Origin of the sequence: Micromonospora yasonensis, from assembly GCF_026013475.1 — a bacterium.
In the GTDB taxonomy this organism is placed as follows: Bacteria; Actinomycetota; Actinomycetes; order Mycobacteriales; family Micromonosporaceae; genus Micromonospora; species Micromonospora yasonensis.
Map to the genome: position 1 here is coordinate 1 of NZ_JAPDPH010000158.1, position 16,307 is coordinate 16,307.

Sequence of the window (16,307 nt, forward strand, 5' to 3'; positions counted from 1 at the left end):
GCCGACATCATCTATCAGTTGCTGCAGCGAGACCGGGTCCGGGCCGGCCGGCCGGTGTTGAACTGGCTCGACCCCGACTACTTCACCGCTTGGACCCTCTTCAACAGCCTTGCTCAGAACTGGGCCGGCTACACAGTTGCGAAGGGCCGCAAACCGGACCCCGGCTGGGACAACGATGAGCTCTACAAGCTGCTGCGCGAGCAGTTCAACGCGTTCATCGACGACCCGACGGGAGCATCCGGCGAGGTAGCCGGGGGTCTGGCCACCTTGGCCGAGGCGCAACTATCCGACACGGAAGAGGAGACGCGGGAGGACGCCGTTCGGCAGTGGCTGACCGAGCTGAGCGATCGAGAGCTGGTCGAAGGTAGGAAGATCGCGCCGGCGGAGCTCGACCGCAACGTCTGGCGGCTGGAGCTGGCGCTCGCCGTTGCGGTGATGGCGCACCGGCTCAACCTGATGCTCGCCATATGGCCGGAAGTCGCGGCCGAACTGGACATGTTCGACACGCTTCCGGCGGAGGTACGCCGCCCGCCCAGCGACCTCGCCGTCGCGGTGCCCGAGTCTCCGATGGGCAACGTGCTGGGCTTCCAGTACGTCGAGGACGAGACCGACCGCCGTGATGGCCAGCTGGGCGAGTTCCGATTCTTCCGCTACACCGGCGTAGGGCGAGCCCTGCTGGTCGGCCTGCCAGACCTATTTCCCGCCGACGGGCCGGGCCCGAACGTACTGCTGTTGTCCGGGACCAGCTGGGCCGGCACGTCACCTCGCTACCACATTGACGTGCCGGTCGAGGCGATCCTGCGCCCGTCACCGCAAAAACTCGCCGCCATCTCCGAGACCACGTTCACCCTGGACATCCAGCATCAGGGCGAACGGAGTACACCGATCTGGGTTTCCGGCCGCTACGGGGAGGAGCGCGCCAGCGCCCTGCGACAGATGGTCGCGGCCCTGACCCAGCCCGGCGCGGGCCGCGGCCAGCCGAACCGCCTGGAGCGGGAACGAGCCGCGCTGCCGCCCGGCCGGCAGAAGGTCATGCTGCTGGTCGGCAGCTACGCCGAGGCCCGCACCGTCACCAACGAGCTGCTTCGGCGCAAGTCCTCCTGGAAGGGGCAGGTCCGCTGCCTCATCGGCGACGACGAGTTGGAGACCGGCTGGGACGACGGCCACTTGCTGCGCCGCGGAGATGTCGCGGACTTCGGCACCGACGACGCGTGGCTGCTGGTCGCCCCCATCCTGGCCGTCGAGCGCGGGCACAACATCCTCAACAACGACGGCGTGGCCGCCATCGGCGCCGCGTTCTTCCTCGTGCGCCCGCACCCACGGCCGAAGGATCTCAGCTACGTCACCCAGCGGATCAACCAATACGCCCTCGAGCAACTACGCCCGCACCCGCTCGACGACGACTGCCCGGCACACGAACGCCTCTTAGGTGCCGGCAGCCGGCGACGCCGAGCCGCGCAACGCCAGTGGCGGCGTTTGCTGCACGCCCTGGTCGCCTACAGCCAGCTCGGCACGGATGAACGCCAACGCGTGGCCTGGACTCAACTCGTAACCATCTGGCAGGTCGTGGGCCGGCTCCTACGCGGCGGCCAGGCGGCGAAGGTCTACTTCTGCGACGCCGCCTTCGCACCGGTCACCGCCCGCAGGAGCGACACCGACACCGACCTCGACGATGCCAGCACCAGCCTGCTGCACGGCATGCGCGAGGTGCTCAACCCGTACTTCGAACCCACCGGCGCCAACACCGATCGGCACCTCGTCCAGGCGCTCTACCAGCCCCTGTACCGAGCCCTCACCAACATGGGAGACCGCTGAATGGCACCCCGCTACGACAACCTGGCTGTCACCGTCCTGCGTCTTGATCCCGCAGCCCCGATCGAGCGCACCTACCACCTGCTGCGGTTCCCTGGCCGTTGGAAGGAGCCGCTGCGCCGGCTCGCCCAGGCGCAGCGCGGCGGCGAGGTCGCCAGCATCCCGATCGCCTCGCTCAACGACGCGATCACCGCCCTCGTTCCCGACTGCGTCGTCACGCTTCCGTACGCCGGACGTGGCGACGACGACCAGGACTGGCTGCTCGCTTACCGCGCGGTAAACCCGGCAGCCATCTTCAACCTGGTCGCGGCGTGGGTACGCGCGCAGAAGGGCACCCCGGAGCAGATCTCCCTGGCCCTGTCCCAGCTGCACGCCAGCCACCTCACGTGGTCGCCGGTTCAGCTCAACCTGACCGCGCCGGAAGAACGGCAGCGCGCCATGCGGCTGCTGCCGATGGAGATCGCGGCGACGTTGTCCCGCCCGGACGCGACTTGCCCGCATAACGAGTTGCGGTTCCTGCGCTGCCCGAGCCCCGATGGCGCAGAGGTCATGTCCTGGCCGCCGGAGCGGATCGAGGACCAGACGCCATTCTCGGTCAAGATCGGAATCAGCGCGCAGACGCTGCCCACCAGTGACGAGCTGTTGGTCTATCTGTCGTACGGCGTGCGACGCTGGATGCCTGTGCGAGGCAAGCTCGCCTTCGATCACGGCCACTCGGTATACCTGGCGCCGACTGTGCCGTACCTGGCCGGCCTGGAGAACTCCCGTCACTTCGGCACGGCTCGGATCAAGCGAGTCAGGGTGACGGAGAAGGACGGCACGAGCAGCTACGGGCCACGCTGGGACGACGCTCTCGCGAGGGTGCTGAAGGAAGTCGGCTGTCTCGACCGCCTGCCCGACCCGCAGCAGCTGGTCGACAAGCCACTGGACTACCTGCAGCGCCATGGCGACGCAGCTGCGCTGGTCTACAGCACCGGCATGCTCTCGGCTGAGAAGGTCAGCGCCGGCCTGTCGGTCGCCGACCGTCAGCCGCTGATGGACTGGGTCACCAACGAGCTCAGCCCACACCTCCGTCCGGCCGCGCCGCTGCCCCGCGAAAAATGCACCGTGTACAAAGGCCTCGGTGGCATCAGCGAGAGCCGGGTTTCGGCCACCTATCTCGGTGAGATCGTCGGGCCGCGCCTGGACATCGAGCTGCTCACCGACACCGACCGTGCCACGCAATACGCCCTCGACCGAATCACCACCCGACTCGGTGTCCCGCTGCCCCGTGCCGAGCAGCTTGACGAGGTCGGGGTAGAGATCGACCTTAGCGCGGTAACCGTCGGGATTCGGCGGCTAGCGGCACCGACGATCCGCGCCGACCTTGACCGGGTCGGGCACCGGACCCAGGCCGCGGTGGAGGCCCGGATCGAGCACATCGTCGACACGCTCGGCCAGGCGGCCAACCCGACAATCGCCCTGGTCGAGATCGCCGGCCTCGACGCCTATGAGGGCCGACGACGCGGCGACGATCCCAAGTTCGCCATCCGGCACGGCCTGCTGCGGACGGGACGGCTCAGCCAGTTCGTCACCCCGGTTGCCGAGCCGAAGCGCCCCCCGCGAAAAGAGTCGTCCGACCCGAACCGTGAACGGTTCGTCGCAGCCGTCGATGACCTGTTCCGGCAGCTCGGCGTACGCCCCGAGCCGCTGCCTGACCCGGCACGAGACACCCTTCTCCGCCAGCCTGCCCTCCTGGCCATCTGGATGATCCGCCAGAACAAGGGACGCGTCTGGGGGCTCGCTCGGCAGGTCCCCGTCGCCGTGCTCCTCGATCCCACCGGTCAGCATGTGCAGGTCCGCGCGCCCAAGGTGCACTGGCAGCCTCTGCATACCGGGCTGCTCGAAATCGGTAGGCGGTACGTCAACGTGGACCTCAAGTGCGGCCCCGACGACGTGATCCGGTTCGCCAAGGATGTCATCGATGAGGCCACCACCGCATTCCCCGACACCCTGCTGCTCACCCATGCACAAAACCTGCGCGGTGTCTGGAACACCCTCACCAACGGCCGCATCCAGCTCGACAGCCTCGGCTTCGGCGCCGGCGAGCCTCAGCCGATCAGCAAGCTGTCCGGCCTGCGTCATGTACGCGTTCGCACCGCTGAAGGCGGCGAGACGCCGGAGTGCTACGGCGTAACCGACGACGACACAGGCCAGCCCAAGGGTCTATGGCGCTTCCTGATGCCTCGGGTGTACGGCAGCACTACGGGGAAGCCCAGCACGCACTCCGGGGCGCTGAAGGGCGTGTCGAAGCTGATCCCGGGCGAGCACAACGGCAAGCTCACTGCCCCGAAGCCGAAGGCTCAGGTGTGGAACCCGCAGTTCGTTGAGCTGCTTGTGGCGGGAATTCAGGATGGCGACCAGCCCGAGCACTGGGCGGCGCTGGCCCACGAGCTGCGGGATGCAGCACCGTACGTACGAGGCACCACGGTCCTGCCGTGGCCGCTTCACCTCGCCGAACAAATCGAGGAGTATCTCCTGCCAACCAAGATCGCCGACCTCGACTCACAAGAGGGACTCGGGGAGTAGTAGGTATTTGTTCCTCGGGGTCGGTGAAGACGGGGCAGCCCAATTCGCCCATTGGATAACACTGCATTCTGACCGGGTTCCACGATGCCCCGAACGACCGCTGTGGCATTAACTGAGCAAACCAAGGCGACAGGAACCACAGCCCAGTGATGCACCCACCCAAAAGCTGTAGGAGGCGCATAGAGATGCCCACCATCAAGTCCTTCGCCATCGGCAATGGCGATATGTACTACATCCGCCATGGCAGCGACAACTTCACCATTATCGACTGCTCATTGCCGCCAGAGCGGGCCGGCAGCATTCTGGCGGAAATCTCCACCCAATCGAAGGATAAGGGTATTACCCGTTTTATCTCGACGCATCCAGATCAGGACCACATCGGCGGTCTCGTCGATCTGGATGACCACATCGGAATCAGAAACTTCTACTGCGTCAAGAATGCTGCAACTAAGGAAGATCCGACAGCGGACTTCAATCGCTACTGCTCGCTGCGCGACGACACCAAAAAAGCCTTCTATCTCTACAAGGGCTGCACGCGTCGCTGGATGAATCAGCACAGCGCGGAGCGCGGATCGGCCGGGCTAAGTGTGCTGTGGCCTGAAACGTCGGACCCCGACTTCAACAGCGCCCTGGCTGACGCCGCCGCCGGCATGTCGCCTAACAACATCTCCTGCATCCTCCAGTACACCGTTAACGACGGCCCGCGAATGCTGTGGATGGGCGATCTCGAGACAGACTTCATGGAGAAGATTGAGGCAAAGGTGACCCTCCCCAAGGTGGATATCCTGTTCGCCCCGCATCACGGCCGCACGTCTGGCAAGGTGCCACGGGCATGGCTGGAACAGATGGACCCGGGGCTGGTGGTGATCGGCGAAGCGCCGTCGGAGTACCTGCACTACTACGACGGCTACAACAGCATCACTCAGAACTCCTGCGGCGACATCTTGTTCGAGACGGACACCAACAAGGTGCACATCTATGTCGGCGATAACGCCTACAGCGTCAACTTCCTCGATGACGAGAGCCTTGACCACAGCGATGGCCTGTACTACATCGGCACCCTTGAATGTCACGTGCGTTGATATATTGTTTGAGAGGTTGAGGCAATGGGCCTGCTGCAGCAGATCACTGATCGATACAATCGGACCGCGCGCCTCCTGCCCGCTGCACTCGCGGTCCTGCCGCTCTTCGTCCTCGCCGTTACAGCCATACCCGTCGTGGTGACCGTCTGGACGAAGGTGGCGGCGCTTACCGCGTTCTGCCTGCCGTTCGCCGCCTCGCAAGTCGTCCGTGATCGAGGACTTCGAATCGAGCCCCAGTTGTTCCTCACCTGGGGCGGCCGGCCGTCAGAGAACATGCTGCGATGGCGTGCTGCTTCGACCAAGTCGGCCGTGGCTCGCCGGCATCAGCTGGTGGCCACGCATCTCGGTATCACACTTCCCGACCAAACCACTGAGGCCGCTGATCCAGCAGAAGCCGACGAGCTATATGCCACCGCCACGGCCGCGTTACGAGAAAGGACCCGGGACAGGTCACGTTTCCCTTTGGTGTTCGAGGAAAACATTGCATACGGGTTCCGTCGCAACGCTTACGCCTGCCGCTTATCAGCCATTTTGATATGCGGGCTGGCAGCCCTGGTAACGATGGCGCTCGCCTGGTTGTCACTGGTACCACTTGGCTGGAAGCAGCAGGCAGGCCTGATCAGCTTCGACGCCCTAGCGGCTATTGGGTGGTGGCGATTGTGTACCCAGGCCGCAGTCCGGCGCGCAGCAGAGAAGTATGCGGGTCAACTGTTCTTGTCGCTGGAAACACTAAACACAGAACCACAGCGGACTCAGCCCGAGCCCGCCTGATCGCCTACCTCCACCCACCTTCGGGATAGCTAGTAGTTCAAGTGTCGTCGCTTGGGTGAGACCCTTGAGGAGATTCGTCATTCGGATACTCAAGACCTTTTACGTTCGCATGCCATAATGCTTGATGGATGCGTGTGGGACTGGGCCGAAAAGCTACGCATTGATACCCGACTTGGCTCAGGTTAGTCGCACGTCGACTGGTTTGGGTGATGGCTTCGAGGGCGTGATGGAGGTCGTCGGGTAGGGCCGGCGGCGGTGATGGTGTGGGCGCCGGCCTGGATTTCGACGGTGCGGTAGCAGCGGGCGGTGCGGACGAACTTCTTGATCGACCAGTCGGTCTGGTCCTCGATCCAGCGGCCGATGGCCAGAGCGGCGAACACGATCGTGAGGTGGGCTTCGATCGAGTCGCGGGTGTGGTGGTAAATCGGCCGGGCTTGCAGGTCGTGCTTGGACATCCGGAACGACTTCTCGATCTGGAACAGCCGGTGGTAGGCGCCGATCACGAAGTCGGCCGTCACGGGGGTGCCGTCGGGGCTGGCGGCGAGGTTGGTGACGTACCCCTTCAGGCCGGCCAGAGCCCGAGCCTTGGCCTCCAGAGCCCGGTTCACCGTCCGGGTGCCGCCGGAGAGCTGGACGAACCGGTTGCGCTTGATCGTCGTCTTCCCGGCGATGGCCTTCTCGGCCTTGGCGACCTGCTCGTCGATCCCGCGCAGGGTCCGCCGGGCGCGGTCAGCCTTGTACTGGTAGTAGATGACCTGGTCCCGCCGCCGGTCGGCCGGCCCTGCGGGCCAGGGCTGGATGAACACCTGCCCGTCGGGGATCTCCTGGTCGGGGTGAACCTTGCGCCATTCCGCGACGACGTAAGAAACCTCGGGAATCCGGGCGCCGAGGATGAACGAGAAGCCCGCGGCTTCGATCGCCTTCTGGTTCGCCGCCCGACTTGGCTCACCGTCGCGAGCCTCGGAGCGGGTTCATCACGTTGACCAGGGGGTTCTTGGCCCGTCGAGTGCGAAAACTGCTTGCCGATGACCGTGGGCGCAACTCCCTACGCGGCGACACCGGGCGCAAGACCAGGGCGCGGCCGAGGCGCTGGACGTGATAGCAAGCCCTGGCTGCACAATCGCTCGTTGGTGAGGTTGCTGGTGTACCAATAATTACCATTTTTTATGCCTCAGGCCGGGTTGCGGGCTCTGCGCGGTGCGTCGCTCCCACGCGCCCTCAGAGAGGACTCGACTCACGTCCACCGAGTGGCTCTGGCCGGAGTTCTTGCACGACTGTTGCAGCGGATTCTAGGGCTTGGGTCAGTTGGCGTAGCTGTGCTGCCACGTCAGCGAACTCGCCTGGAGTTCCGGGTGCCGCCACTTCGTGAAGCAGAGCGGAGAGGTATTGCTGGTGGAGGAGGTGTACTTGGTCGCCGGAGAGTCCCCATGTCCGGGCTACTTCGAGGAGGGATGCCAGCTCGGCATGGCTGAGGACGTGGTCGGCAAGGGCGCGGTCGAGCATGTCGAGGTAGGCGTCGGCACGGGAGTCGCCGGTGGTTGCGGCGTGTACGCGGGCGGCTATACCGGCGAGACTGATGTGGGGGCTGGTCTTGCGCGTAGCGTTGCCGACGCCAGTCGACGGGCGCGCCAGGGTGGAGGCGTGCCCGGTCGGCGCTGCCCACGCGAGAGGGAGTTCTAGCGGATGGCAGCCGAGTTCGGCCAGGTCGGTGACGCCGGCTTGTCGGGCGCGGTCCAGGTACTTCGTGAGTAGCTGTGCGGTGGCCATTGCGTCGCCGAGCGCGGAGTGCGCTGCTTGTAGGGGGATGCCTTCGGCGAGGCAGGAGTCTGCGAGTCGGCGGGTCGCGCCGCGGCCGAATCGGTGGGACATGCTGAGGGTGCAGAGTGTGGGCCAGGCCGGTGCGGGGTAGCCGAGGCGGTGGTACTCGGCGTCGAGGAAGCTGAGGTCGTAGCGTGCGTTGTGCGCAACGACGATGGCGCCGCGTAACAGGTTGGCAAGTTCGCCGGCGATGTCCCTGAAGCGCGGAGCGAGGGCAAGGTCGGCGGCGGTGAGGCCGTGTACGCGGGTGGGTCCTGGGTCTCGGTCGGGGTTGATGAGGGTGACCCATCGGTGTTCGATCTGCCCTGCGGGAGACAGGCGTACGATCGCGACTTCGATGATCCGGTCGCCTCGGTGTGGGGTGAAGCCGGTGGTCTCCAGGTCGACGACAGCGAAGGGGGTCTGCCAGAGCTGAGCCAACGGCCGCATAACAGACTGGGTCGCTGATTGGCCAGGAGCGGGGCGGGGTGTGGGCGGTGCGTAGCTGCGATCGTGGTTCACGGTCCCGCTGGCGAGCACGGAGGCTTGACCGGGGCGAGGCATTGCGGCCATCGACCGCAGCGTTTGCCAGGTTTCTGGTACGTCGAGGGCCCGCGCTGCGTAGGCGACGGTGACCAGCTCGTCCGTGAGGTACTGGTCGTATTTGTCTGCGGCCTTGTTCGGCACCGCCGCAGCGAGTACCAGAGGGTCGGGTGGTGTCTCATCCGCGAGGCGCCTGATGAGTTCCCAGAGCCCGGCAGGGTCGGTGCCGCGGATGGTCAGTGCGACGCCGTCGTGGCCGACCTCCAGTCCTTCGCGCGTGAGGGCTACGGCCAGGGTGTTCATGATTCTGTCCCCTCGCCAGGGGAACAGGAGGGTGTCGTTGCCCCAGCCGAGGATCGCGTGGCCGTTTAATGCGTACCTGTGGAAGGCTGCGCGTCCTTCTTCGAGAAGTGCTTGGGCCTGGCGGTCGAGGTAGCGCGGCGTCTCGGTTGTTGTGTAGATCGTGCGCATGCGTTGTCGGACGGCGTCGGCGACTTCGCCGCCACTTCCTGAGAAGCTCGGGGGCCGGCCACCACCGGATCTGACCAGGTCGATGACTTTCTGCCGGGTGTCAATCGCGACGATCTTCCAGCGTCGGCCGCTGAAGATCAGCAGCATTCCTGGGGTGATCGGGTTGTCGACAGGCAGCGATCCGATGGTGCGGCCGTCCGCGACGAGGCGGAACTCCTCCGGGGTCGTGAAGGCCGTGTAGAAGCTGTAGTGGTTGACGAGGCGGTCGCCGACGCTGCCGGGCAGCAGAAGTCCTTGCGAGTCTTGTGTGAGCAGGTCCTGCTTGCCCATGCAGCGCAGGAGAGCGATGAAGGTGCTCTTGTCGACGCGTGCGAACGGGCCGTGTCCGCACAATGCGTCGTAGAGCTGTTGAGGGTGTGCGCCGCCGCGTTGGGCGATGACCGACAGGATCTGTTGGGTGAGGGTCGACAGGTGCATGCTCGCGGTGTCCGGTGGCTCGTACCACTTGGCGAGCAGCAGGTCGACCATTGCGACGCTTTGGACGAGCTGGCTGCGCAGCGTGTCGGCGGGGGGTGTGCGGTCGGTGAGTTCGGGTTCCGAGACGTACATCCGCAGCACGGCGGGCTGGTCGGCTCGGCGTCCGGAGCGGCCGAGTCGCTGCCGCATCCCAGCGACGCTGGCCGGTGCTCCGATCTGGGCTACCGAGTCCACGGAGCCGATGTCGATTCCCATTTCCAGAGTTGAGGTGCAGATCGCGGTGACCGGCGTGGTGCGGTCTTTGAGTCGTGCTTCGACGTGCTCGCGGATTTCTTTCGAGAGGTTGCCGTGGTGCGGGAGGAACTCGCTGGGGACGTTGTTGTTCCTGCAGCGCCGGTCGAGCATGTCGGTGTAGAGCTCGACGGCGCTGCGGGAGTTGGCGAAGACGAGGTTGTCGCTTCCCCGCAGGGTACGGAAGAGGTGGTCGGCGATCCCAGCCTTGTCCCACGATTCTTCCTCGTCGTCGGAGTCAGAGGTGGCGGTGCCGGATGGAGGTGCGGCGGGCGCCCTACCGGGGGGAGACGGGGCGGCGGCGACATAGCCCCGAAGCTGCAGTCGTATCTCTCGAGCGTCATCGTCGGACGCGATCACGGTGACGGCGTCGCCGCAGCCCGGGCGGAGGAATTCTGCCGCTGCGGTGAAGTCGCCGAGGGTGGCCGACAAGGCGATCCGCGGGATTCTGCGCCGCAGGACAAGGTCCACCCGATGCAGCAGTGATTGCAGTTGGGCGCCGCGTTCGGTGCCGATGAACGCGTGCAGCTCGTCGATGACGACGTGGCTGATGTCGCCGAGGATGCGAGCGACCTTGTCCCCGTGGTTGACGAAAAGTGACTCCAGCGACTCGGGCGTGATCAGCAGAATTCCGTCTGGCTCGCGCAGAACCCGCGACTTGCGTGATCCCGCCACGTCGCCATGCCACCGGTGGACCGGAACGTCGAGCCGTTCGCACAGGTGGGCGAGCCGCTCGTACTGGTCGTTGATCAGCGCCTTGAGTGGCCCGACGTAGAGCGCGCAGACTCCGGCGACGTCGTCGCTCGCTTCCCGCCGAGTTGCCGTGGCTGAGCAGATTGGCAACCAGGCTGCTTCAGTCTTCCCGCTGGCGGTCGCGGCAGCGATGATGATGTCGGTGCCACCCGCGAGGATCGGCCGAGCGGCGCGTTCCTGCGCGTCCCGCAGTTGGTCCCAGCCTTGATCGTGGATCCACCGCTGCACTTTGGGGTGCAGGAGGTGGAATGCCGACGATGGGACGGCAGCGCTCGAAGGCTCGGCTGTTGTCGTGGGCTGCCGCTGGGGGTCAGAGGCGGAAGGAAGCAAGTTCGTCGTCATCGGGAGGCAGTTGGCTGGCGGCCACCGTTACGGCCGGCGCGTGGGAGAAGCCCTGGCCTCCCGTGGAGGCGGATTCTCCTCGGCGTTCGTCGGTAGGCCGGACAGTTGGGTCGCTGGCGTCGTCGAGGGGATCCAGGTCGGGGTCCGTCTCGGCGGCGATGTGGATCGCGCCGATGAGGGAACGCCAGTCCTGTCCGGGGTTCTGTTCGAGGATCGCGAGCAGATCCAGAAAACTCTTGATGGTGTTACGCGGTGTGCGGAAGTAGGCGTCCCCGATGCGGGACGCGCAGTGGTTCATGTAGGCGTGTAAGGCTTCGTCGGGCAGGAGGTAGGCCGCCGGGTCGCCGGCGGCGTAGACGTGGCGCAGCTTGGCCAGCAGGACGTAGAAGTCCTCAGGTGACAGGTTGGCCAGGCGCAGAACCGGACCGGAATAGTCGACGAGCCCGGCGGTGGCGTAGGTGTTCTCGGCCAAGCGGGACTGCAGCGCGGCATAGGAGTAGAGGCCGCGACGAGTGTCGAGCAGGAAATCGGGTGTTCCGCCGAAGAGGAACCCGAGGCCTGACGCGGTTCCTTGCAGGCTGTCGTTCAGGATGCGCAGGATCTGCTCATAGTTGGCGTTGCGGGCCTGGGAGTTCGCCAGCTTGTACAGGTTGACCATCTCGTCAAGGCAGACGAGCAGACCGTCGTAGCCGGCCAGGCGGACGAACCGGGACATCAACTTGAGGTGGTCGTAGAAGGATGCGTCGTCGACGACGGTGCGCACGCCGAGGGCGTTGCGGGCGTCGGTTCGGGTGGAGAACTCACCGCGCAGCCACCTGACGGCGTCGATCTTGAGTTGCTCGTTGCCGGTGTCGTGGCCCTGCCAGTACTTGGCGATGACGTCGGCGAAGTCGTAGCCGCCCGTCAATTCGCTGAGCGCGTCGAGGCGGACGCGGATGATCACCTGCGGGTTCTGGCCGGTGTCGCGTGCCTCGGCCAGCGCTTGGGTCACGAACCGTTCGACGACGCTGGCCAGCGCGCCGCCGTCAGGCTTGGCGCGGGTGGCCATGTTGCGCATCAGTTCGGCGTACAGGCTGCGTGCTTGCCCGCCGGTGGCATGCAGCCGGCGGTCGGGTGACAGGTCCGCGTGGACGGTGACCAGACGCTTCTCCAGCGCGATGGAGCGGATCAGGTGCAGGAAGAACGTCTTGCCCGAGCCGTACTCACCGATGACGAAACGGCTGCCGGCCCCTCCGTCGGCAATGCGGGTGATGTCGGCGACAAGAGCCTGCACCTCCGCAGCCCGACCCACCTGGACGTGCTGCTGCCCGGCGCGCGGCACCACTCCCGCGCGTAGCGACTGGAGGATCGCGTCGCGCTCGCGGGGCCTGATACGGGTGCCCGGGCCGGTGGGGGTAGTAACGCTCATCGCACTAGCTCCTGAAGCGCATAGTCGTTGATCACAATGTCGTCATCGCCCTCGACGACAGGTTCCCCCGCAGCGTCCATGGCGACCTCGTTGATCAGGTCCAACGCTCCAGCCGGCATCACACCGTGCCGCTCGGCGAGGTCCTCATAAGCCGCGCGGGTCCACCTCGGCTGAGCGGCCAGGGACCGCAGGAGTTCGCTGTGCACGGCGTCCAAGCCGGGGACGAGGGCCTGCGTGGTGGGCTGTCCTGTCGGTTCGGCGGGGCGGGCAGCGGGCATTGTGGCTGGCTGGGGCGCAGGGGCTTCCTCGTCAGTGAAGATGGTCGACAGGAGCGCCGAGACGGCCGCCGTCTCGGCCAGCTTCGCGGCGATGACGTCTTCGTCGAGGACGACACCGGAAGCCCCTGGCGGAACTCGTTGACCGTTGCCCTGGGTAGGTGACCCGTGGGCCGCCGGTGGTGCGGGCGGCAGCGTATATCCCGCCGGTGCAGGCCCCGCCGGGCGCACGACGACGGGCCCTGCGGCTGGGGGCGGAGCCGCCGCGGAGGAGGCGGCGGGACCGGTGACCTGTTGGTGAAGGCGGCCGTAGATGAGGTTCGGATCAAGACCGAGGAGCTTGTAGATCTTCGTGAGACTCGTAACCTCCTCCGGCGAGATGACTCCGTCGGCGGCGGCTACCGTGATCAAAAAGTCGCCGATGGTCTCACGTTGGTCGGCCCGGAGCAGATCGAGGCGCTTCTTCAAGCCGGTGAGCTTGACGCCGGTGACCGCAAGCCACCGTAGGTGCGCCTGCAGGCGGGTTCTCTCGGGGGCTGTCAGATGCAGCGCGGCTTGGAGGTGGGCTGTCAGGTGATGCTGCTCGTGGTCGCTGATGGTGCCGTCCGAAGCGCTGACCGCGACCGCGAGGTGCAGCAGGGTGGCTGCGGCGGTGTAGGCGGGCGTTGCGGTATGCGGGGCGTCGGCGGTAGTGCGAAACAGGACGGCAGAACCGGCAGATAGTGTCGATCCGCCGAGGCGGACGTCCGGCTCCACACCGACGCCGATACGCCCGAGGAGTTGGGCGAGGGACACCGCCTCAGCCTTGGTCATCTTCTCGGGCTGAGCCGTTGGCCAGAAGGCGATGAGGTCCGCCGCGTCTACGACGACGTGCGTTTCATCTGCCAGGCGAGCGTCGCACCAGGCGCGCAGGGCGTCGACCTGCCCTGCCTGTTGGTCAAGCAGCTCGGCAGGCAGCACTGCTGCTGCGGCAAGCGATCCCCGACCATCCGGATTACGGCCAAGCCATCGGCTGTAGGCATCCAGGTCGTCGGTGACGGCATCGACGAGTTCAGTCAGCTTGCGCGCCGGTCCGGCGAGTTCGACGACGTCAGGCAGATCGAGCCGCACGTTGGCGCTGGCGATACCCGCACTGGCCGCACGGTAGGTCACCTCGATTCGTGCCTTGCCCGGCCTGACACGGAAGCCGTCCTTGAACCGTTCCGCGTACCGTCTGACGAACAGATGGTCGAACTCTTCTGGACAACGTGTCTGCGGCGTGCGTGGGTACAGCGACGGCAGATACCACGCCCAGGCACGGGCCCACGCGGCTGGTACGGGAGTGCCGCTGGCGGCGAATTTACCCAGCGCGAGCCGGAGCTGCATCGGGATGGGCCACCGGTCAGGCACGAGTTCCGGTGGCTGTCCTTCACTGACGTCGGACTCGGCCGCGCCGATCAACTCGAGAACCTCGAGAAGCCTGCTGGCGTAGGAGCGGAACGAGCTGTTGGCACCATAGATGGCAAGGAGCCGACGGACCTCGGCGGCGATCGCCGGTAACTCCCGCCGCAGCGCCCGGTCGTTCGGCATGTCGACCAGAACGCGCCGCTCAAGGCCGTAGAAGAAGAGGAAGACGTAACCAATGGGCACGGCGCCGTAGCGGCGGCCATCGGCTAGCCACGTCAGGTAGGCGGCCCTGCTGCTCGCAGGGAGTGTGGCGTACGACGGCCAGTAGTCCAGCCCGCTCCCGTCCCAGTCGGGGCGATTCCTGTCGATCCGAAGCATCGGGTCAATGAGCGCAGGCTCGGCCCGGCCATTGGGAGCTGTCAGATGCTTGCCGACATAGAGAAGACCTCCCGGGATCGGGTACCCAGCAACGGTCGTCGGCTGCCCGGCTGGAACCCAGATCGCCTGTTGGCTCGCAGCCGGGACCGGCGGACCTACCTGCCTGGGTGTCGTCGCGTGGGGCCACGCGGGTGCAGGCTGACCCGCTACCACTCCAGTGGCTGGGCCTGGTCCCTGATGCTGCGGTGCGCTACGTCGGAACCTGTCGAAGAAACCCACACAACCCCCACTACCCATGACCGGCGACGCTTGTCGCCATGCCAGTCAGGCACCGCCTGCTCCTGGACCCGCCAAACCTCGCATATGTCCGCCACATCCCGGGTGCGAGCGAATGGAGCGGACCAAAGCCTAGGTTGTGACCCATCGTGGCGAGGACCGTACTTTCGGTCGGAAAGCGGCACTGATGGATCAGGGACCGTGGATCTGATGTCCGCCCAGGACAGTCGGCCCCGGACACCGCAACGCTGGCCGCCGCCCGATCAATGACTGGATGGGCGATCGAGGGTCGGCAGGGGTGGCAATCGTTGATCGTGACGTCACCTCGCACTATGCCGCCGCCGGCAGAGAGGCGGGCCGGGGTGACCGCAGCCGGAGTGGGGGGGTCGGTGGCCGCGCGGGTGAGGTGGTGAACCAGCCGCGAAACGTGGACGACCGGGGTGCGACCACGGCGGCGTGTCCATGCGCTCGCCAGGTCGTGGCTGGGGTGGCGGCTGGCCGCGGTGGGCGGGCCAGGTCCATGGCTCGGCGGGCGGTGCGGGCGGCGGCGCACATGCCGCGCTGGCCGGCGCACTGTAGGTTGCGGCAGTTGCCGCGGTTGTCGGGCTGGTGCGCGCCGATGACGTCGAGGGCGAGCCGCCACAGGAGTGGGTCGGTCACATCGTCGGGGATCACGGCGAGCTTGCTGAGGCGTTCACGAGGCATGGCGGGAGCCCTTCGTCGATGGGTCATGTCGTCCGCCAAGGAGGGGCGGATGGACAACGGACACGATCGACGCTCACCTTTGGCGGAAGGTCAAGTCGTCTCGCCTGGCGGCTATCCGGGGCTGGCGGCGTGGAGGCATGCGTGGCCGAGAATCCGCTGGTCGTTGGTGTGCGGAGGGGCATGGCGGCGGTTCGAGCAGTCCCTCGATCGCCGGCGGCAAGATTCGGTAACGCTGGTCGACGAGACGCCGCGCGGGCTGATACGGCGTTTGTCAGGCTGGCGGCGCTCTACGACGACGCGGTCGCTCCGCCGTCGGTGACGCCTGTGGATGCCACAGCGTGATCCGGCTTTGGCCTGTCGTCGGCACCGCCGATCGTGGCCCCTCAGAGGCTCGCGGATGGAACGTCCGCCGACCAACCAGGCCCGACCGGCGAGGGCACGGCCGAGGCCAGCGCGCCGGTGACGTTTCGTACTGTGCAGGCGGTGGTGGCGACGGTTCTCGGTGGAAGAGGTGAGCGGTGGCGCGTACCTGGCTGTCCGTACGGGTCGAGTTGGTCTCCGGTCGCGGCGTCGACCTGTGGCCTCGGCCAGGCAGGGTCTTCGCGGCGAGCCGGTCGCATACCTTCGCCCAGCTCGCTGACGCAATCGATGTGGCGTTCGCCCGTTGGGACCTGGCCCACATGCACATGTTCACGCTGGCCGACCAGACCCAGCTCACGCCGCTTGAGCTGTGGGACGGGGAGGCCCCCGAGGGCAGCGTCGACAGCGACCGGACCAAGCTGAGTCGCCTGGGTGGCGGTGAGCAGTTCGCGTACGTGTTCGACTTCGGTGACGACTGGGCGCACCTGTGCACCGTTGCCGAGTCCCGCATCGACCCGCTGGAGACGCTCGGCGTCCTGCCCAGCGAGCCGATGCCGTACTTCGGGTGGGGTGACCTGCCCGATCAGTACGGACGGCGTTGGGACGGCGACG

General features: G+C 66.4%; 7 protein-coding genes and 2 pseudogenes. 5 read left to right on the forward strand and 4 right to left on the reverse strand.

Annotated features, from left to right (window positions below):
- The 4 genes and pseudogenes from ONA70_RS25815 to ONA70_RS25830 form a co-directional block, all read left to right on the forward strand.
- Positions 1–1,815: pseudogene (locus ONA70_RS25815) on the forward strand (transposase); the annotation flags it as partial.
- Entirely contained in the window at positions 1,816–4,380 is a 2,565-nt protein-coding gene (locus tag ONA70_RS25820) for a pPIWI_RE module domain-containing protein (RefSeq protein WP_265009076.1), read from the forward strand.
- Positions 4,381–4,565: 185 nt separating this feature from the next.
- The gene (locus ONA70_RS25825; protein ID WP_265009077.1) at positions 4,566–5,462 is read left to right on the forward strand and encodes a ComEC/Rec2 family competence protein; all 897 of its coding nucleotides are present in this window, start codon (positions 4,566–4,568) and stop codon (positions 5,460–5,462) included.
- 24 nt (positions 5,463–5,486) lie between these two features.
- Complete coding sequence (locus tag ONA70_RS25830) at positions 5,487–6,233, forward strand: hypothetical protein (protein WP_265009078.1); 747 nt, start codon at positions 5,487–5,489, stop codon at positions 6,231–6,233.
- Between the two features lie 182 nt (positions 6,234–6,415).
- Here ONA70_RS25830 and ONA70_RS25835 read toward each other — a convergent pair.
- The 4 genes and pseudogenes from ONA70_RS25835 to ONA70_RS25850 form a co-directional block, all read right to left on the reverse strand.
- Positions 6,416–7,165 (reverse strand): annotated as a pseudogene (locus tag ONA70_RS25835) (IS1634 family transposase); the annotation flags it as partial.
- A gap of 286 nt (positions 7,166–7,451) precedes the next feature.
- Entirely contained in the window at positions 7,452–10,793 is a 3,342-nt protein-coding gene (locus tag ONA70_RS25840) for a DEAD/DEAH box helicase (RefSeq protein ID WP_265009079.1), read from the reverse strand.
- Between the two features lie 82 nt (positions 10,794–10,875).
- A complete protein-coding gene (locus ONA70_RS25845; RefSeq protein ID WP_265009080.1) occupies positions 10,876–12,315 on the reverse strand; it encodes an ATP-binding protein in 1,440 nt (479 codons plus the stop codon).
- On the reverse strand, positions 12,312–14,651 hold the full coding sequence (locus ONA70_RS25850) for a tellurite resistance TerB family protein (RefSeq protein WP_265009081.1): 2,340 nt from the start codon (positions 14,649–14,651) through the stop codon (positions 12,312–12,314). Before ONA70_RS25850 ends, ONA70_RS25845 begins: the two co-directional genes overlap by 4 nt.
- Before the next feature lie 1,202 nt (positions 14,652–15,853).
- Between ONA70_RS25850 and ONA70_RS25860 the strand changes: the two genes are divergently transcribed.
- Positions 15,854–16,307: plasmid pRiA4b ORF-3 family protein (locus tag ONA70_RS25860; protein ID WP_265009082.1), on the forward strand; the 454-nt coding region annotated here is incomplete at its 3' end.